Annotated in this window: 23 protein-coding genes and 1 other RNA gene; 7 read left to right on the top strand and 17 right to left on the bottom strand. The window is 69.1% G+C overall.

Annotated features, from left to right (window positions below; genetic code table 11):
• Positions 1-5: 5 nt before the first annotated feature.
• From murD to rsmI, 10 genes are all read right to left on the bottom strand, one after another.
• Complete coding sequence (murD, locus tag G6032_RS02450; protein ID WP_165280541.1) at positions 6-1,373, bottom strand: UDP-N-acetylmuramoyl-L-alanine--D-glutamate ligase; 1,368 nt, start codon at positions 1,371-1,373, stop codon at positions 6-8.
• Entirely contained in the window at positions 1,370-2,458 is a 1,089-nt protein-coding gene (gene mraY / locus G6032_RS02445; RefSeq protein ID WP_165280540.1) for a phospho-N-acetylmuramoyl-pentapeptide-transferase, read from the bottom strand. Before mraY ends, murD begins: the two co-directional genes overlap by 4 nt.
• Positions 2,459-3,820: a UDP-N-acetylmuramoyl-tripeptide--D-alanyl-D-alanine ligase gene (gene murF, locus G6032_RS02440; RefSeq protein WP_346763743.1), complete on the bottom strand. Its 1,362-nt coding sequence runs from the start codon at positions 3,818-3,820 to the stop codon at positions 2,459-2,461. It abuts the gene before it with no gap.
• Positions 3,817-5,322, bottom strand: coding sequence for a UDP-N-acetylmuramoyl-L-alanyl-D-glutamate--2,6-diaminopimelate ligase (locus G6032_RS02435; RefSeq protein WP_206211746.1), 1,506 nt, complete (start codon positions 5,320-5,322; stop codon positions 3,817-3,819). The genes murF and G6032_RS02435 overlap by 4 nt, the downstream gene beginning before the upstream one ends.
• Entirely contained in the window at positions 5,319-7,049 is a 1,731-nt protein-coding gene (locus tag G6032_RS02430; protein ID WP_165280539.1) for a penicillin-binding protein 2, read from the bottom strand. The genes G6032_RS02435 and G6032_RS02430 overlap by 4 nt, the downstream gene beginning before the upstream one ends.
• Complete coding sequence (ftsL, locus tag G6032_RS02425) at positions 7,046-7,321, bottom strand: cell division protein FtsL (RefSeq protein WP_165280538.1); 276 nt, start codon at positions 7,319-7,321, stop codon at positions 7,046-7,048. The genes G6032_RS02430 and ftsL overlap by 4 nt, the downstream gene beginning before the upstream one ends.
• The gene (gene rsmH, locus G6032_RS02420) at positions 7,318-8,259 is read right to left on the bottom strand and encodes a 16S rRNA (cytosine(1402)-N(4))-methyltransferase RsmH (protein ID WP_165280537.1); all 942 of its coding nucleotides are present in this window, start codon (positions 8,257-8,259) and stop codon (positions 7,318-7,320) included. Before rsmH ends, ftsL begins: the two co-directional genes overlap by 4 nt.
• Entirely contained in the window at positions 8,259-8,714 is a 456-nt protein-coding gene (gene mraZ, locus G6032_RS02415; protein ID WP_165280595.1) for a division/cell wall cluster transcriptional repressor MraZ, read from the bottom strand. Before mraZ ends, rsmH begins: the two co-directional genes overlap by 1 nt.
• 228 nt (positions 8,715-8,942) lie before the next feature.
• An RNA gene (gene rnpB, locus G6032_RS02410) (RNase P RNA component class A) lies at positions 8,943-9,306 on the bottom strand.
• Positions 9,307-9,408: 102 nt separating this feature from the next.
• Positions 9,409-10,263 (bottom strand): 16S rRNA (cytidine(1402)-2'-O)-methyltransferase, encoded by an 855-nt coding sequence (gene rsmI, locus G6032_RS02405; RefSeq protein ID WP_346763742.1) that lies wholly within the window; start codon positions 10,261-10,263, stop codon positions 9,409-9,411.
• Between the two features lie 47 nt (positions 10,264-10,310).
• Between rsmI and G6032_RS02400 the strand changes: the two genes are divergently transcribed.
• The 3 genes from G6032_RS02400 to G6032_RS02390 are packed head-to-tail and all read left to right on the top strand — an operon-like array spanning position 10,311 to position 13,805.
• Positions 10,311-12,050 carry a penicillin-binding protein activator gene (locus G6032_RS02400; protein ID WP_165280535.1) on the top strand — a complete coding sequence of 580 codons (1,740 nt, stop codon included), beginning with the start codon at positions 10,311-10,313 and terminating at the stop codon, positions 12,048-12,050.
• Entirely contained in the window at positions 12,047-12,409 is a 363-nt protein-coding gene (locus G6032_RS02395; RefSeq protein ID WP_165280534.1) for a YraN family protein, read from the top strand. The genes G6032_RS02400 and G6032_RS02395 overlap by 4 nt, the downstream gene beginning before the upstream one ends.
• A 16-nt stretch (positions 12,410-12,425) precedes the next feature.
• Positions 12,426-13,805: an FAD-linked oxidase C-terminal domain-containing protein gene (locus G6032_RS02390; RefSeq protein WP_165280533.1), complete on the top strand. Its 1,380-nt coding sequence runs from the start codon at positions 12,426-12,428 to the stop codon at positions 13,803-13,805.
• A 310-nt stretch (positions 13,806-14,115) separates the two neighbouring features.
• Here G6032_RS02390 and G6032_RS02385 read toward each other — a convergent pair whose 3' ends face one another.
• The 5 genes from G6032_RS02385 to petA form a co-directional block, all read right to left on the bottom strand.
• Positions 14,116-14,532 (bottom strand): ClpXP protease specificity-enhancing factor, encoded by a 417-nt coding sequence (locus tag G6032_RS02385; protein ID WP_276610809.1) that lies wholly within the window; start codon positions 14,530-14,532, stop codon positions 14,116-14,118.
• Positions 14,529-15,128: a glutathione S-transferase N-terminal domain-containing protein gene (locus tag G6032_RS02380; protein ID WP_165280531.1), complete on the bottom strand. Its 600-nt coding sequence runs from the start codon at positions 15,126-15,128 to the stop codon at positions 14,529-14,531. Before G6032_RS02380 ends, G6032_RS02385 begins: the two co-directional genes overlap by 4 nt.
• A 38-nt stretch (positions 15,129-15,166) precedes the next feature.
• Positions 15,167-15,919 (bottom strand): cytochrome c1, encoded by a 753-nt coding sequence (locus tag G6032_RS02375; protein ID WP_165280530.1) that lies wholly within the window; start codon positions 15,917-15,919, stop codon positions 15,167-15,169.
• Positions 15,912-17,078: a cytochrome bc complex cytochrome b subunit gene (locus G6032_RS02370; RefSeq protein WP_240901919.1), complete on the bottom strand. Its 1,167-nt coding sequence runs from the start codon at positions 17,076-17,078 to the stop codon at positions 15,912-15,914. Before G6032_RS02370 ends, G6032_RS02375 begins: the two co-directional genes overlap by 8 nt.
• Before the next feature lie 95 nt (positions 17,079-17,173).
• Positions 17,174-17,764: a ubiquinol-cytochrome c reductase iron-sulfur subunit gene (petA, locus tag G6032_RS02365; protein ID WP_165280528.1), complete on the bottom strand. Its 591-nt coding sequence runs from the start codon at positions 17,762-17,764 to the stop codon at positions 17,174-17,176.
• Between the two features lie 264 nt (positions 17,765-18,028).
• Here petA and G6032_RS02360 point away from each other — a divergent pair, with 264 nt between their 5' ends.
• Positions 18,029-19,093 carry a trypsin-like peptidase domain-containing protein gene (locus G6032_RS02360; protein WP_165280527.1) on the top strand — a complete coding sequence of 355 codons (1,065 nt, stop codon included), beginning with the start codon at positions 18,029-18,031 and terminating at the stop codon, positions 19,091-19,093.
• Here the strand turns inward: G6032_RS02360 and murA are convergent.
• Together murA and G6032_RS02350 are read right to left on the bottom strand one after the other, a co-directional pair.
• On the bottom strand, positions 19,090-20,379 hold the full coding sequence (gene murA / locus G6032_RS02355; protein WP_165280526.1) for a UDP-N-acetylglucosamine 1-carboxyvinyltransferase: 1,290 nt from the start codon (positions 20,377-20,379) through the stop codon (positions 19,090-19,092). The genes G6032_RS02360 and murA overlap by 4 nt on opposite strands.
• Before the next feature lie 12 nt (positions 20,380-20,391).
• Positions 20,392-20,631 carry a BolA family protein gene (locus tag G6032_RS02350; protein WP_165280525.1) on the bottom strand — a complete coding sequence of 80 codons (240 nt, stop codon included), beginning with the start codon at positions 20,629-20,631 and terminating at the stop codon, positions 20,392-20,394.
• 178 nt (positions 20,632-20,809) lie between these two features.
• Between G6032_RS02350 and G6032_RS02345 the strand changes: the two genes are divergently transcribed.
• The 3 genes from G6032_RS02345 to G6032_RS02335 are packed head-to-tail and all read left to right on the top strand — an operon-like array spanning position 20,810 to position 23,252.
• Entirely contained in the window at positions 20,810-21,769 is a 960-nt protein-coding gene (locus G6032_RS02345) for a calcium/sodium antiporter (RefSeq protein WP_165280524.1), read from the top strand.
• A gap of 5 nt (positions 21,770-21,774) precedes the next feature.
• A complete protein-coding gene (locus G6032_RS02340) occupies positions 21,775-22,764 on the top strand; it encodes a KpsF/GutQ family sugar-phosphate isomerase (protein WP_165280594.1) in 990 nt (329 codons plus the stop codon).
• The gene (locus tag G6032_RS02335; RefSeq protein ID WP_165280523.1) at positions 22,764-23,252 is read left to right on the top strand and encodes an HAD-IIIA family hydrolase; all 489 of its coding nucleotides are present in this window, start codon (positions 22,764-22,766) and stop codon (positions 23,250-23,252) included. Before G6032_RS02340 ends, G6032_RS02335 begins: the two co-directional genes overlap by 1 nt.
• The last annotated feature ends 1 nt before the right edge of the window (position 23,253 follow it).

Here is a 23,253-nt window from a genome sequence, read left to right as displayed (position 1 = left end):
GGCGCTCATGACGGCAAGGCCCGGGCGGCGGCCGCGAAGCGGTCGCCGCGCTCCGTGTAGTCGCGATACATGTCGGTGCTGGCGCAGGCCGGCGACAGCAGCACCGTGTCGCCCGGCTCGGCCAGCTCCGCCGCCGCCGTCACCGCAGCCTCGATGCCGTCCGCATGCACGACCGGGCAGGCCGGGGCCAGCAGGCGCTCGAGTTGCGGCGCATCGCGACCCAGGAGCACCACGGCGCGCGCCCGGCCCTCGACCGCGTCCAGCAGCGGGCTGAAGTCCGCCCCCTTGCCGTCGCCGCCGGCGATCAACACCACCGGGCCTTCGGTCCCCGTGATGGCCGCGACGGCGGCGCCGACATTGGTCGCCTTCGAGTCGTTGACGAAGGCCACGCCGCGCCGCTCGGCCACCCATTGGGCCCGATGCGGCAACCCGGGAAACCCGGCGAGGGCCTCGAGCACGTCGCCCGGCTCGATGCCCAGCGCCTCGACCATGGCGAGCGCGGCCAGCGCGTTCGCCAGGTTGTGCCGTCCGCGGATCCGCAGGCGCTCGGCGGGGATCAACAGCCGCTCGCCGCGTGCCAGCACCGCGCCCGCCGCGGTCTCGACGAGGCCGTATTCGCCCTCGGCCGGCGCCCCGAGACCGAAGCGGATGCAGGGCGTGCGCCCGTCCCACATCGCCATGACGAGGCGATCGTCCCGGTTCAGCACCACCGTGCTCGCGCCGACGAGAATGCGGGCCTTGGCGCTCGCGTAAGCCGCCATGCTGCCGTGGCGATCGATGTGATCGGCGGAGAGGTTGAGCACGCAGGCGGCACGCGGGCGCAGCGAGTCGGTGGTCTCGAGCTGGAAGCTGGACAGCTCCAGGACATACAGGTCGGGCACCTCGTCCGCCAGCAGGTCCAGCGCGGGGATGCCGAGGTTGCCGCCCGCCTGCACGTCCAGTCCCCCGGCCGCGGCCAGCGCCGCGACCAGCGTCGTGACGGTGCTCTTGCCGTTGGAGCCGGTGATCGCCGCAATCGGTGCGGGCGCCACGCGGGCGAACATCTCGATATCGCCGAGCAGCGACAGCCCCCGCTTGCGCGCCTCCACGAGCAGCGGCTCCTGCAGCGAAACGCCCGGCGACACGACCACCTCGGCCACGCCGTCGAGGGCACGCGGATCGAAGCTCCCGAGCCGCAGGTCGAGTCTTTCCCTGAGCTCGCCCAGCCCGGCCAGTCCGGGCGGCGTCGCGCGGCTGTCCACCACGCGGACCGATTGCCCGAGCCCGGCCAGGTAACGCGCACACGACGCACCCGTCGCGCCGAGCCCGACCAGCAGCACGGGCGCGCCGGCGGAAGGCTTCGCGGAGGAGCGGGTGGCGGTGCGCGTGTTCATCGGACCTTCAGCGTCGCGAGGCCGAACAGGACGAGCACCACCGTGATGATCCAGAAGCGCACGATGACTTTCGGCTCGGCCCAGCCCTTGAGTTCGAAGTGGTGATGGATGGGCGCCATGCGGAAGATGCGTCGCCCGGTCAGCTTGAAAGACGCGACCTGCAGGATCACCGAGACCGTCTCGAGCACGAACACTCCGGCCATGACGAAGAACACCAGTTCCTGCCGCACGGCCACGGCGACGGTCCCGAGCGCCGCACCGAGCGACAATGCGCCGATGTCGCCCATGAAGACCTGCGCGGGGTAGGTGTTGAACCAGAGGAAACCGAGCCCGGCCCCGGTGAGCGCGGTGCAGAAGACCAGCAGCTCGCCGGTGCCCGGCACGAAGGGAATGCCGAGGTAGCTGGAGAACACCGCGTTGCCGGTGACCCAGGCGAACAGCCCGAGCGCGCCGCCGATCAGCACGGTGGGCATGATCGCGAGACCGTCCAGCCCGTCCGTGAGGTTCACGGCGTTGCTCGAGCCGACGATGACGAAATAGACCAGCACCAGGTAGCCGACCACGCCGAGCGGCAGGACCAGGTTCTTGAAGAAGGGGAAGATCAGGGCCTGCTCGACCGACGGATCCACCGCGGTGGAGAGGAACGCGATCCCCGCGAGCAGTGCCCCGACCGACTGCCACAGGTACTTCCAGCGCGCCGCGAGCCCGCGGCTGTCGCCGACCACCAGTTTCTTGTAGTCGTCGACGAAACCGATCATGCCGAAGCCGATCATCACGCCGAGCACGATCCACACGAAACGATTGGCGAGATCCGCCCAGAGCAGGGTCGATATCGTGATCGACACCAGGATCAGCGCGCCGCCCATGGTCGGCGTGCCCGCCTTGGGCAGGTGGGATTCGGGTCCGTAGCTGCGCACCTGCTGGCCGATCTGGTGGAAGGTCAGCCGGCGGATCATCCAGGGACCGACCAGCAGGGAGATCGCCAGCGCCGTCAGCGCACCGAGAATGGCGCGGAAGGTGAGGTACTGGAACACGTTGAAGCCGCTTTCGAAGCGCGCCAGGTACTCTGCGAGATACAACAACATCTAGCGGACCTCCTCGGCGGCCAGGCGCTCGACGACGGCTTCCAGGCGCATGGAACGCGAGCCCTTCACCAGCAGGTTCACATCGCCTGGCAGGTCTTCCTCGAGGGCGTCCGCCAGGGCCTCCGCATCTTCGAAGTGCCGACCCGCCCCGAACGCCTCCACCGCGGCGGCCGATTCCGGGCCGAGCGCATAGAGGCGCGCGACTCCCCGGTCTCGCGCGTACCGGCCCGCGGCGGCATGCAACTGGGCCGCCTCCGGCCCCAGCTCGAGCATGTCGCCGAGCACCAGCCAGGTGTCGCCGGGCAACGCCGTGGCGTAATCGATCGCTGCCTCGAGCGCGGTCGGATTGGCGTTGTAGGTGTCGTCGATCAGCAACGCGCCGCTGCGCGCCTTGCGCAGGCTCATCCGGCCCTTCGTCCCGGCCACGGCCGCCAGCCCCGCGACGATCTCGTCCAGCGACCAGCCGGCCGCCCAGGTCGCGGCGGCAGCCGCGAGCGCATTGAACGCGTTGTGCCGTCCGGGGAGCGCAATGCGCACGTCTGCCGTGCCGTCGGGCGTCACCATGCGGAACTCGAGCACCGGGCCGGCGGCGTCCAGCGACTGGCGCACGGCCTCCGCACGGAACTCCGCGTCCGGCGTGAGACCGAACGTGAGTTGGCGGCGCGACCCGGCGATTTCGCGCCACAGGGAGGCGAACGGATCGTCGGCGTTGATCACAGCCACGCCGTCCTCCGGCAGGCCGGCGAATATCTCGCCCTTGCCCCGCGCCACGCCCTCCACGCTGCCGAAGCCCTCGAGGTGGACGGGACCGGCGGCGGTCACGATCGACACCGAAGGACGACAGATCGCCGCCATGCGCGCGATCTCGCCGCCATGGTTGGCGCCCAGCTCGAGAATCGCGGCACGATGCTGGCGATCCAGGCGGAACAGTGTCAGCGGCAGGCCGATCTCGTTATTCATGTTGCCGCGGGTCGCCAGGATCTCACCGCGCGACCGGGCGATGGCCGCCATCATCTCCTTGACGGTGGTCTTGCCGTAGCTGCCCGTCACGGCCACTACCGGCACGTCGAAGCGGCTGCGCCAGTCGGCGGCGATTCCGCCCAGGGCCGCGAGCGTGTCGGCCACGCCCAGCCACGGCAGTTCAGCCGACGGCGCCGTATCGACGACGGCGCCCGCAGCCCCCCGCCGCTGGGCCTCCGCGACGAAGGCATGCCCGTCGAAGTTCGGCCCGCGCAGGGCCACGAACAGCTGGCCGGGCTCGAGGGCGCGCGTATCCGTGGAGACGCCCGCGAAGTCACGGTCCGGACCGACGAGCGTCGCGCCGAGCACGCGGGCCAGTTCGCCGAGCGTGCCGCGGATCACAACGCACCCCCGGTCAACGACGCCGCCAGCACACGGTCGCTGAAGGGGCGTCGCTCTCCCGCCACGAGCTGCACTTCCTCGTGCCCCTTGCCGGCGATCAGCACGACATCGCCGGGCTGCGCCGCCCCCAGAGCCTGGCGGATGGCGGCGGCGCGATCGCGCTCGATGCGCACCGCCCCGACATCGTCGATGCCCGCGAGTATGTCGGCGACGATCGACCGGCCGTCTTCCCCGCGCGGATTGTCGTCGGTGATGACGAGCTCGTCGGCGAGTTGTGCCGCGACCCGGCCCATCTCGGGCCGCTTGCCCCGGTCACGCTCCCCGCCGCAGCCGAACACGCACCACAGCCGGCCGCGGCAGTGGCTTCGCAGCGCGGCCAGCGCCTTGGCCAGCGCATCGGGCGTATGCGCGTAGTCGACCACCGCCAGCACGTCGCTCGCCGGATCGGCGAAAGCCTCCATCCGGCCGGCCGGGGCCGGCACATCCGCGAGCGCCTCGGCCGCAGCAGACGCATCTGCGTCGAGCGCCAGCAGCACGGCGAAGGCCAGCGCGAGGTTCTCCGCATTGAACTCCCCGACCAGCGGCGAGCGCAGTCCGACCTCGCCGAAGGCCCCTGCGAGCTGCACGGCGAGTCCGTCCTCGCGGGCCTCCACGCGCACCAGCCGGACGGTATCGCCGTCACCCGTTGCCTCCCGGCCTACGGCAATGCCGCGGGTCGCCTCGCCCAGGCGCGCGAACAACGACCGACCGAACTCGTCGTCCACGTTGACGACGCCGGCGGCGGGACGATGCGCCAGGAACAGGCGCGCCTTGCATTCGGCGTAGGTCTCGAGATCGCCGTGGTAATCGAGATGGTCGCGGCTCAGGTTGGTGAACGCGGCGACGGCATACCGCACCGCATCCACCCGGCCCTGGTCCAGTGCATGCGACGACACTTCCATCGCCACCGCCTGCAGCCCCTGGCCGACGAACTCCGCAAGCGTGCGATGCACCTCGATCACGTCCGGGGTGGTCAGCGTGGCGGCACGCAGGGCGCCCACCGGACCGCTGCCCAGCGTCCCGATGACCCCGGTCCGGCGCCCGAGCCGTTCCAGCGCACCGGCCACGAGGTGGGTGCAGGTCGTCTTGCCATTGGTCCCGGTGACACCGACCACCGCGAGCCGCTGCGACGGCTCGCCGAAGAAACGATCCGCCAGCGCGCCCAGGCGCGTGCGCAGGCCGGGTACCGGAAATGCTTCGCAGCCCGCCGGCAGGACGGTTGCGGACACGCCATCGGCCGGCTCCCACGCGACCAGCGTCGCGCCGGCCGCCGCGGCGGCTGCTGCATGCTGCAGGCCATGCTCCCGCGTGCCGGGTACGGCGAGGAACAGGCTCCCCGGCACGACCCTGCGGCTGTCCAGCGCGAGATCCGCGACCCGGCGGGTTGCAAGCGCGGCCGGCGCGGCATCGCCCATCAGCTCGCCCAGCGTCATTCCCGGCGACATGGCGGTGGCGGTCATCATGGCCGTCCCATCGCCTGGACGATGCTGTCCACGGACCTGGACTGCTCGTCGTCGTCGGGCGGAATGCCGAGGATGCGCATCGCGTCGCCGATGACGCGCGAGAATACCGGCCCGGCCACCTCGCCACCGTAGAACACCCCCGCGGACGGTTCGTCGATGAGCACGACCGCCGCCAGGCGCGGACTGGAGGCCGGCGCCACCCCCGCGAAGACGGAGAGATAACGGTCCTCGTGGTAACCGCCGGCCATGAACTTGCGCGCCGTCCCGGTCTTGCCCGCGACGCGGTAGCCGGGAATCGCCGCCTTCGGCGCCGTGCCGCGCGCGCTGGCCACCGGCTCCATCATCGCCATCACGGTGTTCGCGATGCCCGGATCGATCGACGGGCGGCGGGACGGAGGGTCGTCCAGCGCCAGCAACGACACCGGGGCGGCGCGTCCGCCGGCGCCGAGAATGGCGTAGGCATGCGCCAGCTGCAGCGGCGTCACGGACAAGCCGTAGCCGTAGGCCAGCGTGGCCTGGCCGATGGGCCGCCAAAGGTCGGGCTCCATGAGCACACCCGCCGACTCGCCGGGAAACCCCGTCGCCGAGACTTCGCCGAGACCGAAGCGCCGCAGTCCCTGCCACAACTGCTCGGGGTCCAGCGCCAGCGCCATCATCGACGCGCCGACGTTGCTGGAGCGGACCAGCAAGGTGGAGAGATCGATCTCGCCGAGATTGCTCTTGTCCTCGATGGTCTTGGTGCCGACCGTCATCCAGCCCGGTCCCGTGTCGATCGTCGAATCCGCGTCGAACCGCCCGCTGTCCAGGGCCGCCGCGACGATCAGCGGCTTGATGCTGCTGCCCGGCTCGAAAATGTCGTTGGTCGCACGGTTGCGATAGCGCTCGGCGGACAACTGGCTGCGGTCGTTCGGGTTGAAGCTCGGCTGGTTCACCATCGCCAGCACTTCGCCGCTGCGCACGTCGAGAATGACCATGGAACCCGACTGGGCGCGATGCGCCTGTACCGCGCGCTTGAGTTCCCGGTAGGCCAGGTACTGGATCCTGAGGTCGATGCTGAGCCGCAGGTCGCGGCCGGGCCGTGGCTCGCGCACGCTCTCCACGTCCTCGATGGTGTTGCCGAGCCGGTCGCGGCGGACGCGCTTCTCGCCATGCTGGCCGGCCAGCCAGTGATCGTAGGCGAGCTCCAGTCCCTCCTGGCCCGCGTCATCGATATTCGTGAAGCCCAGCACATGACCGATCACTTCACCCGCCGGGTAGAAACGCCGGTACTCGCGTTGCAGGTAGACCCCGGGGATACCGAGCTGCCGCACGGCGCGGGCCTCCGCCGGCGGCAGGTGACGCCGCAGGTAGAGGAACTCGCGGTCGGACTGCGCATTGACAGTCCGCGCGAGCCATTCAGCGTCCCGGCCGATGGCGGCGGCCAGGCGCGGAATATCCCCGGGCGAGGAGAGCAGTTCGCCGGGGTTCGCCCAGACGCTGTCCACCGGACTGCTGACCGCCAGGGGCTCGCCGCGACGATCGGTGATCGAACCCCGGTGCGCCGCGATCTGCACGCGCCGCACCTGCCGGGCGTCGCCCTGCTGCGCGAAGAACGCCTGGTCGACGAATTGCAGGTTGACGGCGCGCGCGCCCAGCGACACGCCGAGCACGGCAAACAGCACGCCCGCCACCAGCATGCGGCGCCGGAAGCGCCGGTGGAACTCGCCCTGGTTCTTCCGCCGTCTCATGGGCTGACCACCTCGATGTCCGCGCGCGCCGGCACGCGCATCGACAACTTCTCCCGGGCAAGTTGTTCCACCCGGGCATGCGCCGCCCAGGTGCTGCGCTCGATCTGCAACTGGCTCCACTCGATGTTGAGCTCGTCCCGGTCGCGGCTGAGCGCCTGCAGCTCGATGAAATGCTGGCGGGCCTTGTGCCGGGCATCCACGGCCGCGACGGCGGAGACCACGATCGCCAGGGCCAGCAGGATCGCCAGCGGAACGGCGTGCGCGGCCTTCATGCGGCCAGCCTCTCGGCCGCGCGCAGCACGGCGCTGCGGGCGCGCGGGTTGGCCTCGATCTCCGCCGCGCCGGCGCGGACCGCCTTGCCGACGGGGCGCAGCACGGGGCGCGCATGGGCAGGAATATCGGGCAGCCCGCGCCACGGCTCCGCGACCTCGGCATGGCGGCGGATGAATCGCTTGACGCGCCGGTCCTCCAGGGAATGAAAGCTGATGACACAGAGCCGCCCGCCGGGCTTGAGCAACGCCAGCGACGCCTCGAGCGCAGCATCGAGCGCCGCGAGCTCGTCGTTGATGCAGATGCGGATCGCCTGGAAGCTGCGCGTCGCAGGGTGCTTGCCCGGTTCGCGTCCCGGCACCGCCCCGGCGATCAGCTCGGCCAGCTGGCCGGTGCTGCGGATGGGCGTCACTTCCCGAGCCGTCACGACCGCGCGGGCGATGCGCCGGCCATGACGTTCCTCGCCATATTCGAACAGCACCCGCGCCAGGTCGCGCTCGGACACGGTCGCGAGCCAGTCTGCCGCGCTGCGCCCCGCGTCCGGATCCATGCGCATGTCGAGCGGGCCGTCGCGCATGAAGCTGAACCCGCGCGCCGGGTCGTCGAGCTGTGGCGAGGACACGCCGACGTCGAGCAACACGCCGTCGAAGCCGGCCGAAAAACCGGCCTGCGCGGCGATCTGCTCCAGCTCCGCGAAGTTCCCCCTGACGATCGACACCCTCTCATCCCCGGCGAACCGCCGCTGCCCCGCCCGGACGGCGTCCGGATCGCGGTCCACGGCCAGTACCCTGCCCGCCTCGCCCAATTGCTGGAGGATCGCTGCCGTATGCCCGCCTCGCCCGAGGGTGGCATCCAGGTAGCTTCCTGCCGCGTGCGGGGCGAGGGCCTCCAGCGCCTCCCCGAGGAGCACCGGCGCGTGTTCCGTGGCGCCCGGCTCCACTAGAAGCTGAACGTTTCGAGTTCAGCCGCGAGCCCGCCCTCGTTGGCGGACTCCTCTGTCAACCACTGGTCACGGCGCTCGTCCCAGCGTTGCTCGTCCCAGATCTCGAACTTGTTGCCCTGGCCGATGAACATGGCCTGGCGATCGATGCCGGCGAATTCACGCAATTCCTTCGGCAGGAGAATGCGGCCCTGGCCGTCGAGGTCCACCTCGGTGGCGTGGCCGACCATCAGGCGCTGCAGGCGGCGGGCCTGGCGGTCCAGCGTCGGCAGGCGGGCAAGACGCCGCTCGATGTCCTCCCACTCGGGCAGCGGGTACACCAGCAGGCAGTAATCGCGGTCGACCGTGATGATGAGCTGGTTGCTGCAACGCTCTTCGATACGCGCGCGATAGCGCGTCGGGACCGCGAGGCGACCCTTGGCATCCAGCGAAATTCGATTGGCGCCGCGAAACATACTGGTGGCCCGAGGGAGCATGCTCCCATTTATTCCCACTTCTTCCCACTTGGCGCCACTATATGAACCGGTTTGCCCCCCGTCAACCGCCTGAGGCAAGAATTTTCTTTTAGCTACCGGGACTTAGCTGCATTAGTGAAAGGGAGATCGGGCCTCACTGTATGGCTAAAAATCAGTCAGTTAAATCGCTTTCCTGTCGAACTACTTTAGATAAAGCCCAGGGTAAAGCGTGGGAGCCGGCCTGTAAGCCGGGTTCTGTCGGGAACAGTCATCCATCTGGGACGCACGTCACCGTGCGCCTCGAGCGACCTACCCGGAAACACGCGCGGGCCGCGCGCTGCGGGCGAACCCGCTTGCTTCCCTATTTGGTCTTGCTCCGAGTGGGGTTTACCGTGCCGCGAACCGTTACCGGCCGCGCGGTGCGCTCTTACCGCACCTTTTCACCCTTGCCGGCGCCGAAGCGCTTAGGCGGTATGTTTTCTGTGGCACTTTCCGTAGGCTCGCGCCCCCCAGGCGTTACCTGGCACCCTGCCCTGCGGAGCCCGGACTTTCCTCCCCGGCGCAAGGCCGGAGCGACTGTCCGGCCGACTCCCACGCCGCTCATTGTACGCCTCCGGGCATGCAGAGAGCGCTGGTCATCGATCCCGTCGGCCACGCTACGCATCGATCACGGAGCCATGTCGGGTCGATCGCTCTATTCCTCGACGCCTAGGCGCAGCGCGATCTCGTAGGCGCGCCGCCGTGGCACGCCGCTGAGCTTCGCCGCGATCCGCACGGCCCGGCTCGGCGGAAGCTCCTCGAGGAGCGCGGGCAATAACCGCCCCAGGAGCGCTTCGTCGCCCTCGCGCGCCGCGGCCGGCGCGCAGCCGGCGACCACCACGACGACTTCGCCCCTGTGCGCATCCGGGTCCGCAGCGAGGCGCGTGGCGAGCTCATCGAGCGTACCGCGGTAGAGGGTCTCGTGAAGTTTCGTCAGTTCCCGCGCGACGGTGGCGCGTCGCTCCGGACCGAGGGCCGTGGCCGCGTCGGAAAGCAGCGCCCCCACCCGGTTGCCCGCCTCGAACAACACCAGCGTCCGGCTTTCCTCGGACAGCGCATCGAGCCGCGCGCGTCGCGCCGCCTGGCGCGCGGGCAGGAAACCCTCGAAGACGAACCGGTCGGTCGGCAGGCCCGCCACGGACAAGGCCGCCAGCACGGCCGACGGGCCCGGCACCGGGCTGACCGTCACGCCCGCCTCGGCCGCGGCGCGCACGAGGCGGAAACCCGGATCGCTGAGCAACGGCGTGCCCGCGTCGGAGATCAACGCCATCATCTCCCCGGCCAGCAGCCGCGCCACCAGCTCGGGCGTCACCTGTTCCTCGTTGTGCTCGTGCACTGCGGCCAGGCGCGCCCTGAGGCCGAAAGCCGCGAGCAACCGCCCGCTGTGGCGGGTGTCCTCGCAAAGTACGAGGTCCGCCTCGTCGAGCACCCGCTGCGCGCGCGGCGAGAGGTCCTCGAGATTGCCGATCGGCGTTGCGACGATCCAAAGCGTACCTGGTGTTTTTGCCACTATAATCGCCCTTCCGCTCATGACGCCCGCACTGGAAACTACCTCGCATGCTGCATCGCTCGCTACGCACCGCGCAAACCTGGCTCGCCCTGGCGGCGGCGAGCCTGTTGCTGGCCGGCTGCGGGCCCGGCCTGTTCGAGCGCGGACCAAGCGAAGACGAGCTGCGCGCGCCGGAGGTCGCCGCCCGCGAGGCGCTTGCCGAGGCTCGCCAGCTGATGACCGACGGCCTCCCTGCCGAGGCCCTGGCGCGGCTGGCGGAACTGCCGACGGGCGCGGACGACCCGCTCGCGGCGGAACTGCTGCTGTTGCGCGCCGACGCGGCCTTCGCCGCGGGGCTGCCCGCCACCGGCGTGGAGGCGCTGGTGGAGCGGGAGACATTGCTCGAGGATCCCGCCGCCCGCGCCGCCAACCAGCGGCGCATCTGGAACAGGATGCAGGAAGCGATCGCCGCCGGGGTCTCGCTCGAGCCGACCCCGGAGACGGGGCCCGTCGTCGCCGGCTGGCTCGACCTGGGCCGGCGGGCTGCCGCTGCGTCCGGCAACGCCTTCCAGCTGCGCACGACGCTGGATGAATGGCTGGCGAGATACCCCTGGCATCCCGCCGCCCCCGAGCTGGTGACGATGCTGCAGGACGAATACCGGGCACTCACCGAGTATCCCCGCCAGGTGGCCTTGCTGCTGCCGCTCGGCGGACGCCAGGCCGCAGCCGCGGCCGCGATCCGCGACGGCTTCGTGGCGGCCTACCTGGCCCAGGGCGGCGAAGGAGAGCGCCCGTCGCTGCGCATCTACGACACCACGGCACTTGGCACGACCGGCGCCTACGAGCAGGCGGCCGGGAACGGCGCCGACTTCATCGTCGGCCCCCTGCTCAAGGAAGAACTGGAGGAGCTCGGAGGCGCCGAGCTGCCTGTCGTACCCACCCTGGCGCTGAACTGGACCGAGAACGACACGGTGCTGCCGAGTCATGTCTTCCAGTTTGCGCTTGCCCCGGAGCAGGAAGCCGCCGCCGTCGCCCGTCGCGCCCTCGCGGAAGGACACGGCCGGGCGCTGGCCCTGGCCCACGACACCGAACAGGGTCGCCGGATCATGGAAAGCTTTATCGCCACCTTCCGGGCGGGGGGTGGCGAAGTGCTCGGGTGGCAGGCGTTCGATCCCCGCGCGAGCGATTTCTCCGCCGAGATCACGCGCCTGCTGCTGATCAACGAGAGCCGCGCCCGCCACCAGCAACTCCAGGCGGCGCTCGGCCGTCGTCTCGAATACGAACCGCGGCGGCGACAGGATGCCGACTTCATTTTTCTCGCTGCCCGCGCTGCAGACGGCGTGCTGATCCGCCCGCAGCTGCGCTTTCATTACGCCGGCGACCTGCCGGTGTATGCGACATCCTCGATCTACGATCCGGCGCGCCGGGACCTGTCGGAACTGAACGGCGTCCTGTTCGCCGACATGCCGTGGCGGGTGGGTGCCGATGACGTCGAACTCATGGCCGAATTCGCGGCTTTTGGCGACGGCGCCCTGGCCCGCAACGGCCGGCTCTACGCGTTCGGCCTTGACGCCTACCGTCTCGTGCCGCTGCTGAACAACCAGAGTGAAAGACTGCAGGACGGCATGGATGGTGCGACCGGCGTGTTGCGGCTCGGAGAAGACGGCCGCATACAACGCGAACTCGCTTGGGGAAGCTTCAGGCGGGGCGATGTCGAGCCGGCGCCGCTTCCCGAGCCCGCGCCCGGACTCGCGCTCGACGCAATGGGCGAGCCCGCACCCGAGGCCGGCGCTCCCCCGGGGGGATGAGCCTCGCGCGCGGCCGCTCGGCCGAGGACGCCGCGCTGCGTTTCCTGCAATCGCGGGGACTGTCCCTGCTGGCGCGCAACTACCGCTGTCGGCTCGGCGAACTCGATCTCGTGATGCATGACGGCGCCAGCCTGGTGTTCATCGAGGTGCGTGCAAGGGGGAACAGCGCCTTTGGTGGAGCCGCCGCGAGCATCGGTCCCGCGAAACAGCGGCGCCTCGTGGCGGCCGCGCGCCATTTCCTCATGACCCACCCGCGGGAGGCGCAACGGCCTGCCCGCTTCGACGCGGTGTTAATCTCGGGGCCGGACGGCGAAGACCATCCGCACTGGATCCGGGCGGCCTTCGATTGCGCCTCCTGACGGAGCATTGACCCGCATGGCGTCGAAACAGGACATCAGTGCAGCACTCGGGGCCGCCATCGGCGCCGACAACGTGCTCATCGACCCGGCGGACTGCTGGACCTACGGCTATGACAACAGCCGCGCCCAGGCGCTGCCGGTCGCCGTCACGCTGCCGCAGGACACGGCGGCCGTGCGCGAGGTGGTGCTGGCCTGCCGCCGCTTCGGTCTCCCTCTTACGGTCCGGGGGCGCGGCTCGGGCACCACCGGTGCGGCCGTCCCCGAAGAAGGCGGCGTCGTCCTCTCGATGGAGCGCATGGCCGCGATTCTCGAGGTCAATGCGGACGATCGCCTCGCCGTCGTGCAGCCGGGGGCGACCAACGGCGCCCTCCAGGCTGCGGCGGGAGCGGGAGGCTTCTTCTGGCCGCCCGATCCCGGTTCGGCGGAGTACTGCACGGTGGGTGGCAACCTGGCCTGCAACGCCGCAGGGCCGCGTGCACTCAAGTACGGCACACCGCGCGAAAACACGCTGGGGCTCGAGGCCGTCACGGGCGAGGGCCGCATCATCAGGAGCGGCTGCCGGACGACCAAAGGCGTCGTCGGCCTCGATCTCACGCGCCTGCTCATCGGCTCCGAAGGCACGCTGGCCGTGATCACCGAGGCCACACTGAAGCTGAGCCCCTTGCCGGAACGCATCGCCACGCTGCGCGCCGTCTACACAGACATGCGCGCGGCGGCGGCTGCCGTCAGCCGGATCATGGCGCAACCCGTCGTCCCGCGCGTCCTGGAATTCCTCGACGGCGCGGCCCTCGCGTTGCTGCGCGACGCCGAGCCCGTCGACCTGCCACCCGGCGCCGGGGCGTTGCTGATGATCGAGGCGGACGGCCTCGAAGCCCAGCTCCCGGCAGCGATCGACGCGCTCCAGCGGGCGGCGGCCGGCGACGGGCTGCTGGAATGGCGTGCCGCGGATTCCCCGGCCGAAGCGCGCGCCCTGTGGGCCGCACGGAAAGCGTTGTCGCCGGCCCTGCGTCGGCTCGCGCCGAAGAAGATCAACGAAGACGTCGTGGTGCCCGTGTCGCGCATCCCGGAACTGACCGACGGACTGGCGCAACTCGCAGACCGGCATCGTGTCCGGATCGTAAGCTTCGGTCATGCCGGCAACGGCAACCTCCACGTCAATGTGCTCGGGGACGAATCTGAGCTTGAGCGGATGCACGCCTGTGTCGACGAGGTCTTCCGCCTGGTCCTGGCCCTGCAGGGCACGCTGTCCGGTGAGCACGGCATCGGTCGCAGCAAGCGGCCGTTCGTCGGGCTGGAGATCGATCCCGACACGCTGGAGCTGATGTGGCGGCTCAAGGACGTGTTCGATCCCGACGGCATCCTGAATCCCGGCAAGTCGCTGCCTGACCCGGCCTGACGCGCCGGTCACGCCCGACCGCGGCGCGCGCTGTCATCCCCTCGCCTCGCTTGGAATTCTTATGCCGCTCGGCGAGGGGATGACACCCCGCGGCGCTTCCCACGAGACATCATCGATCAGCGGCAGTCGGGCATCGACTGGTCGTGTATCCGGGCGCCGACCATGGGTTGTATCCAAACCAGGCCGAAGCAGTTGCTGAAATCGCAGCTTGGCTAGAGCGGCACATGGAGCTTGATTGCGTGGTTCGGGCCGCCGCCGCGGCCGGCAGGTACCCCTGCCCTTCCCGGCATGCGCCCCCGGGAGCGTGAGTCTACTTGACGACGCTGAGCTTCGGCGGCCCCTTGCGCGGCCCGGAATCGTCGCCGTCGCCGCCATCGTTGCCGGGCGGCGGATCGCCCTCGGAGTCCGTGAAAATCATGCCCTCGCCCGACTCGCGTGCGTAGACGCCCAGCACGGCGCGCAGCGGAATGCGCACCGGAAACGGCACGCCGCCGAAACGCGCGCTGAATTCCACGAACTCGTTGCCGATGTCGAGGCCCTGGGTGGCGGTCCCGCCGATGTTGAGCACGACTTTGCCGTCCCGCACATGCTGCGACGGGACCTGCACGCCTTCCTGCGCCGCATCCACGACGATGTGCGGTGTTTCCCCGTTATCGGAAATCCATTCCACCATCGCCCGGAGCAGGTACGGCCGCCGCGGCCGGCGAGTCTGGTCGTTGCTGGTCAGGGGCGCATCTCTTGTTCGAGTTCGGTCAGGCTGACGCGGAATGACGGGCGGCTGAACAGCATCTCGGCGTACTTGATGATGTTGCGCGCATGAGTCGGCGGGAGGTCGACTTCCCAGCGCGGCAGGCGCCACAGGATCGGCGCGATGCTGCAGTCCACGAGAGAAAACTCTTCACTCATGAAGAACGGCTTGACGCCGAACAACTCCGCGCTGGACAGCAGGCTTTCGCGCAAGGTCTTGCGGGCCCGGTTGGCGGTCCGCTTGTCGCCGCGCTCCAGGTCGTCCACCAGCGAATACCAGTCACGCTCGATATGGTAGAGCGCGAGCCGGAAGCGGGCGCGGCTGACCGGATCGACCGGCATCAGCGGCGGATGCGGAAAGCGCTCGTCCAGGTATTCCGCGATCACGCGGGAGTCATACAGCACGAGGTCGCGGTCCACGAGCGTGGGCACGCTGTTGTAGGGATTCAAGTCGAGGAGGTCCTCGGGGAGACTCGCCGTCTCCACGTCCACCACGTCGAGGCTGATGCCTTTCTCTGCCAGTACGATACGGACGCGATGGCTGTGTGGACAGGTCGGATTCGAAAACAGGGTCATGTTGCCTCGCCTGCGGTGGATGCCCGCTCGTCAGAGGATCACTTCACGTCCTTCCAGAGTTCCTTGTAGTACAGCCAGGAGAACGTAAAGAGCACCAGCAGGAACAGCAGCACGATGATGCCAAGGCGCTTGCGCTCCAGCTGCATGGGCTCGGCGGCCCAGGACAGGAAGGCCGTGATGTCGCGCGCGGCCTGGTCGAATTCCTCCGGCGACATCGAACCGGGCTCCACCAGTTCGAAGCGGTCGAAAACCTCGCGCGAGGTGCCATCGGGCCCCGTTTCCTGTCGATAGACGGCCTCCTGGATGCCCTGTAACGGCCAGAGCACATGCGGCATGGCCGTGCCGGCGAGGACGAGGTTGTTCGCCCCGGTCGCACGCTGGCCAGGATCGGCATAGAAGGATTTCAGGAACGTGTAGACGTAATCGGTGCCGCGCGAACGCGCGATCAACGAAAGGTCGGGCGGCGGCAGGCCGAACCACGTGGCCGCCGCGTCGGCGGGCATCGCGATGCGGATCTGGTCGTGCTGGGTGCCGCCGGCGAACTGCAGGTTCTCGGCGACCTGCTCGATGGTCAGCCCGAGGCCCTCGGCGAGCGTGTTGTAACGCACGTACTGCAGCGAATGACACGCTGCGCAGTAGTTCATGTACAGCTTCGCGCCGCGCTGCAGCGAGGCCTGGTTGCTGACATCCACGTTGGCGGACTGCAGCGGCCCGGCCGGCGCAGCGAAGACGAGACCCGGCGCCGCAAGTGACGCCGTGGCGAGCAGAGCGATGAGGGAGCGCCTAACCATGGTAGGTGATCCTGTCAGGTGGCGTTTTTGTCTTGTCGATTTTCGAATAGATCGGCATCAACACGAAAAACGCGAAGTAGAGAATGGTGAACACGCGCGCGAGAATGGTGTAGACCGTCGTGGCCGGCTGCAGTCCGAGCCAGCCGAGCATCACGAAGCTGATGACGAAGACGGTCAGCGCGATCTTGAACAGCGGGCCCTTGTAGCGGATGGAGCGCACGGGGCTGCGGTCCAGCCAGGGCAGCAGGAACAAGGCGAACATCGCCGCCCCCATCAGGAGCACGCCGCCGAGCTTGTCCGGCACCGCGCGAAGAATCGCGTAGAAGGGCGTGAAGTACCACACGGGCGCGATGTGATCCGGCGTCTTGAGCGGGTTGGCCGGCTCGAAGTTGGCGTACTCGAGGAAGAAACCGCCCATTTCCGGCGCGAAAAACACGATCAGCGCGAACACCATGGCGAAGATGATCCAGGCCGGCACGTCCTTCGCGGTGTGGTAGGGATGGAACGGAATGCCGTCCAGCGGCTTGCCGTCCGGACCCTTGTGCTTCTTGATCTCCACGCCGTCGGGGTTGTTGGAGCCGACTTCGTGCAACGCGAGAATATGGGCCACGACGAGTCCCAGCAGCACCAGCGGCAGGGCGATCACGTGCAGCGCGAAGAAGCGGTTCAGCGTCACGTCGGAGATGAAGTAATCGCCGCGGATCCACTCCACGAGCGGTTCGCCGATCACCGGCAGCGCGCCGAACAGGGACACGATCACCTGGGCGCCCCAGTAGGACATCTGGCCCCAGGGCAGCAGGTAGCCGAAGAACGCTTCCGCCGACATGCAGAGGTAGATCAGCATGCCGAAGATCCAGATGAGCTCGCGCGGCTTCTGGTAGGAGCCGTAGAGCAGCGCGCGGAACATGTGGATGTAGACGACCGCGAAGAACAGCGAGGCGCCGGTGGAGTGCATGTAGCGGATCAGCCAGCCCCATTCCACGTCGCGCATGATGTACTCGACGGAATTGAAGGCTTCCGCCGCGGACGGCTTGTAACTCATCGTCAGGAAGATGCCGGTGACGATCTGGATGACGAGGGCCAGCAGCGCCAGCGAGCCGAACACGTAGAACCAGTTGAAATTCTTTGGCGCGTAGTAACCGGTGACGTGGTCGTCCATCAACTGGTCCCACGGGAAGCGCTTGCGGAACCAGCCGGACAGCCCGCCCTCGTCCCGGCCCGCGCCGGCCGCGTTCTTGTCTGCCGAAGCACCCATCACGCGGCCTCCGTGTCCACGCCGACCAGGATCGTCGACTCGTTGATGTACTGGTGCGGCGGCACCACGAGATTCAGGGGCGCCGGAACACCGCGCCAGACTCGCCCCGCGAGGTCGAATTTCGAGCCGTGGCAGGCGCAGAAGAACCCGCCGGGCCAGTCGGCGCCGAGGTCCGGGGTGCCGGGCTCGAAACGCGCCATCGGCGAACAGCCCAGGTGCGTGCAGGAGCCGATCACGACCAGCACTTCGGGCCGGATGGAGCGGTGCTGGTTGGCGGCGTAACCGGGCTGCTGGGGTTCCACGGAGTTCGGATCGCGGACCATGTCGTCAGCTGCCGCGAGTCGCTCGATCATCTCGGGCGTGCGTTTCAGCACCCAGACCGGCTTGCCGCGCCACTCGACGCGCAGCATCGCGCCATCCTCCAGCTTGCCGATGTCCACCTCGACGGGCGCGCCGAGAGCCTGGGCGCGTGCACTCGGCTTCCACGAAGCGAGAAAAGGCACGGCTACAAAAGCGACTCCGACGGCCGAGGTGACCCCCGTGGCCGCGCCCAGAAAACGGCGGCGGCCAAGATCTACACCATCACTCATCCCGGGTTGACTCCTGGAACATTATCCTGGGGTAAAGGGCCGGCGAACCGGTCATGACCCTGGGGTACTGACGGTTCGGCTGGGCAATCGGTGAATTATACACATCGGACTTTGGAACTGCCTACTGCACGCGGGGGGCCGCCGGCCGCGCGCAGCCGCACCAGCCTCCACGGAATCCCGGTATCCTGCCGCTGGGGACACCGGCCTGCCTATAATGCCGTGTTGCGTGTCCGTGCAGCGACGCCTTTCTGCGCCAGGTCGAAGATGAGCAATTTCCGGCAAACATTGAATTTCCTGCTCCAGTCAGCCGTCGTCGGCCTGGCCGCGGCCTTCGTCATCGTATTTCTCTATCCCGACCTGCTACCCGCCGGGCACCCCATGCGCGGGAGCGACGCGCAACCCGATTCCTACGCGGGCGCCGTCGCCGCAACGGCGCCCGCCGTGGCCAACCTGGTCGGCCGACCCACTGCGCCGGCCGGCTTCGCCGAGAGCCAGGCGACCAGCAGCCTCGGCTCCGCCGTCGTGATGAATTCCGCCGGCTACGTGATCACGAACCATCACGTGATCGCGGGCATGCAGGACCTCCAGGTCGTGCTGGTGGATGGGCGCATGGCGCCTGCGAACCTGGTCGGCACCGACCCCGATACCGATATCGCGCTGTTGAAGGTGGAGCTGGACGGACTGCCGGAGATCCGCGTCGGTCGCTCGGACCAGTTACGCGTGGGCGATGTCGTGCTCGCCATCGGCAATCCCTTCAGCATCGGCCAGACCGTGACCCAGGGCATCATCAGCGGCACCGGCCGCGGCCAGCTGGGCCTGTCGCAGTTCGAAAACTTCATCCAGACCGACGCGGCCATCAACGTCGGCAACTCCGGCGGCGCGCTGGTGAGCGCGCGGGGGGAACTGGTCGGCATCAACACGGCTTTCTTCTCGCGCCGGCTGGATTCCGAGGGCATCGGCTTCGCCATCCCCATCAACCTCGTGCGCGGCGTGATGGAAGACCTGCTGGAGCATGGCCGGGTGATCCGCGGCTGGCTCGGCGTCGGGACCCAGACGCTGACGCCCGACCAGGCCCGCGCGCTCGGGCTGCGCGACGCCTACGGCATCATCCTGACGACGGTCCAGCCGGACAGCCCGGCGGACCGCGCGGGGCTGCGGGCCAACGACGTCATCACGCACGTCAACGACGAGCCGGTGGTGGTCTGGCAGGACGCGCTGCGCAGTATCGCGGCGATGAAACCGGGCACGAAGGTGATCCTGGGCGGCAGCCGGCTCGGCCGGCCGTTCCGGGTCGAGGCCGAAGTCACCGAGAGGCCGTCGCGACCCTAGGTTTCGGCCGCCGGGCGTGCCCGCCTGGCGCTCGGCACGCGCCGGATCGAGGCGCCGAGCTGGGACAGCTTCTCCTCGATGCGCTCGTAGCCCCGGTCGATATGGTAGATGCGGTCGATGAGCGTTTCGCCGTCGGCCACCATGGCAGCCAGCACGAGGCCCGCCGACGCGCGCAGGTCGGTGGCCATCACCGGTGCGGCCTGCAACTGCTTGACGCCGCGCACCACCGCGGTATTGCCTTCCAGCCGGATATCCGCGCCCATGCGCTGCATTTCCTGGACGTGCATGAAGCGATTCTCGAAGACGGTCTCGACGATGGTCGCCGTGCCCTGGGCCACGGCGTTCAGCGCCACGAACTGGGCCTGCATGTCGGTCGGAAAAGCCGGATAGGGCGCGGTACGCAGATCGACCGAAACCAGTCGCCGGCCGCGCATGTCGAGTTCGACCCAGTCCGCGCCGCTGGAGACCTTCGCCCCGGCCTCGGCCAGCTTCGCCAGCACCGCGTCGAGATGGCTGGGCCGGGCATGATTCAGGCGCACCTGCCCGCCGGTCATGGCCGCGGCCACCAGGTAGGTCCCGGTCTCGATCCGGTCCGGAAGGACATCGTAGGCCGTGCCGCCGAGCCGCTCGACACCCTGCACGATGATCGTATCGGTCCCGGCGCCTTCGATGCGCGCCCCCATCGCCACCAGGCAGTCCGCCAGGTCGATGACCTCCGGCTCACGCGCTGCATTCTCCAGCACCGTCTCGCCGTCGGCGAGCGTGGCCGCCATCAACAGGTTTTCCGTCCCGGTGACGGTGACCGTATCGAGCACGATCCGGGCGCCCCGCAGCCGGTCGGCCTGGGCGCGGATGTAGCCGTCCTCGATCTGCACCTGGGCGCCCATCGCCCGCAGTCCGGCAATATGCAGGTTCACGGGGCGCGCCCCGATCGCGCAGCCGCCGGGCAGCGAGACATCGGCCCGGCCGTGGCGGGCCAGGAGCGGCCCCAGCACCAGGATCGACGCGCGCATCGTCCGCACCAGTTCGTAGGGCGCGACGAAATCCCGGATCCCCCGCGGATCGACCTCGACGCGCATGTGTTCGTCGATCGTCACGCCCACGCCCATGCGGCCGAGCAGCTCGATCGTCGTCGTGACGTCCTGCAGGTGCGGCACGTTGCCGATGGACACCGGCTCGTCCGCCAGCAGGGTCGCGGCGAGGATGGGAAGCGCCGCATTCTTGGCGCCGGAGACGCGGATCTCGCCCTCCAGCCGGCGCCCGCCCCCGACCAGCAGCTTGTCCATGCGTGCCCCGGCTCAGGCGCCGGCGGCGAGTTCCGCCGGCGTCAGCGCGCGGATCGACAATGCGTGGATCTCGCCGCCCATCTTGTCGCCCAGGGCCCGGTACACCAGCTGGTGCCGCTGCAGGGGGCGCAGGCCGTCGAAATCCTCGGAGACGACCAGGGCGGCGAAATGGGTGTTGTCCTCCGACTCGACCTCGACGGTGGTCACGGCGAGGCCCTGCCGGATCAGGCTTGCGATATCTTCGGTATTCATCTTTTTTCCGCTTGGCGCCGGGACGGGTCGCCCGGCCGACGAGGTTGCGAGTTTACCGGATGGCGGCGCGCGTGACATCGCCGCGCGAGCGACCGGGCGGCGAGGCTGGGCAAGGAATCGCCGCCGTGTATCATGTTCCGCCAAGCCCGTCTGCCACCCGCCCGGACCCTGCCACCCCATGTTGACCTATTCCGTCGCGACGCTCGCCGGTTTCGTGTTGTTGATGTGGGGTGCCGACCGTTTCGTCGTGGGCGCCGCAAGCACCGCGCGCAACATGGGCCTGTCGCCCCTGCTGATCGGGCTCACGCTGGTCGGGATGGCGACCAGCGGCCCCGAGATCTTCGTCTCGGTCGCGGCCTCGCTGCGCGGCGATCCCGCGCTGGCGGCCGGCAACGCGATCGGCTCGAATATCGCGAATATCGGCCTCGTCCTGGGCATGACCGCGCTGGTCATGCCCATCTCGGTGCGCTCGGTGACGCTGCGCCGCGAGATGCCCACCCTGCTCGCCGTCACGCTCATCCTCACCATGACCTTCATCAATCTCCGCCTCGGGCGGGTCGAAGGCACCCTGCTGCTGATCACGCTGGTGCTGGTGCTCTACTGGCTGGTGGTGATCGGCAGCCGCTCCGGAGAATCCGACCCGATCGCGCTCGACTACGCTTCGGAAATCCCCGGCGACGTCCCGATGCGCAAGGCGATCGTCTGGCTCGTCGTCGGCCTGCTGACCCTGCTCGCCGGGGCCAACCTGCTCGTCTGGGGCGCACAGAACCTGGCGGTCACCTTCGGCGTCTCGGAACTGGTCATCGGCCTGACGGTCGTGGCGATCGGCACCAGCCTGCCGGAACTCGCGGTATCGCTCGTCAGCGCGTTCAAGGGCGAGCACGACATGGCCATCGGCAATATCATCGGCTCCAACCTGTTCAACAGCCTCGCCGTGGTGGGCGTGGCCGGAATCATCCATCCCGCGGTGTTCGACCGGGAACTGCTGACCATGCACCTGCCGGTCATGATCGGCATGACGCTCGCGCTGTTCCTGATGACATACAATTTCGGGGGTAACAGCCGCATAGGCCGGATCGAAGGCGCCATGCTCGTGGGCGCGTTCATCTCTTACCACGTGTGGATCCTCACAAGGTGAACCCGATGCAGGACGACGGCAGGCCGGACGACGAAGCATTGCGGCGGCTCGCAAGGGAAGTGCTCGACATCGAGGCCGACGCCGTGCTCGCGCTGCGGGAACGCGTCGGGGATGCGTTTCTCGCGGCGTGTCGCCATTGCCTCGCCTGCCCCGGGCGGGTGGTCGTGACCGGCATGGGCAAGTCGGGCCACGTGGCGGGCAAGATCGCGGCGACCCTCGCCAGCACCGGCACGCCGGCGTTTTTCGTCCACCCGGGCGAAGCCAGTCACGGGGACCTCGGCATGATCACGGCGACGGATGTCGTGCTCGCCATCTCCAATTCGGGCGAGACCCCCGAGATCCTCACCATCCTGCCCCTGATCAAGCGCCTGGGCGTGCCGCTGATCGCCATGACGGGGCGGCCCGATTCGACGCTGGCCGGTGCCGCGGACGCCCACCTCGATGTCGGGGTGGCGAAAGAGGCCTGCCCCCTCAACCTCGCGCCCACCGCGAGCACGACCGCCACCCTCGCCATGGGCGATGCCCTCGCCGTCGCCCTGCTGCACAGCCGGGGCTTCACTCGCGAGGACTTCGCCTTCTCGCATCCCGGCGGCCAGCTCGGACGGCGCCTGTTGCTCCACGTGCGGGACATCATGCGCACGGGTGATCGCGTGCCGCGGGTTGCGCCCGGCCTGATGGTTTCGGAGGGCCTGTTCGAAGTCTCGAGCAAGGGGCTCGGCATGACCGCCGTGGTGGACGGGGAGGACCGCGTCCTCGGCATCTACACCGACGGCGACCTGCGCCGCACGCTGGACACCCGGCGGGAACTGACGACCACGCCCATCGAGGCCGTGATGACCCGCAACGTGAAGACGGTGCACGGCGACATGCTGGCGGCCGAGGCGGTCCGCCTGATGGAGACCTACGCGATCACCGCCCTGCTGGTGGTGGATGACGACGACCGGCTGGTCGGCGCCTTCAACGTGCATGACCTGCTCCAGGCAGGCGTGATGTGATGGCCGCACCGCACGCAATCGCCGCCGGGATCCGCCTCGTGGTGTTCGATGTCGACGGCGTATTCACGGACGGGCGGATCTGGATCGGCAGCGACGGCGTCGAGTACAAGGCCTTCAGCGTGCGCGACGGTGTCGGCGTCAAGGGCCTGCTGCGCGCCGGCATCGAGGTCGCCATCATTTCCGGCCGCGCCTCGCCCGCAGTCGACCAGCGCATGGCGGAACTGGGCGTGACGCGCGTCATCCAGGGCCGCGAAGACAAGGGAACGGTCCTGTCGCAACTGCTCGATGAGCTCGGTATCGAGCCGCTGCATACCGCCTATCTCGGCGATGACACGCCGGATCTCGGCGCCATGCGCATGGTCGGGCTGCCGGGCTCCGTTGCGGATGCGCACGCCGAGGTGCGCGCCGCCAGCACCTGGGTCGCGACGCAGCCGGGCGGCCGCGGCGCCGTGCGGGAGTTCTGCGAATTCCTGCTCGGGGCGCGCTGAG

It is taken from the genome of Wenzhouxiangella sp. XN24, from assembly GCF_011064545.1.
Classification (GTDB): Bacteria; Pseudomonadota; Gammaproteobacteria; order Steroidobacterales; family XN24; genus XN24.
This window is presented reverse-complemented; position numbering and strand designations above follow the sequence as displayed.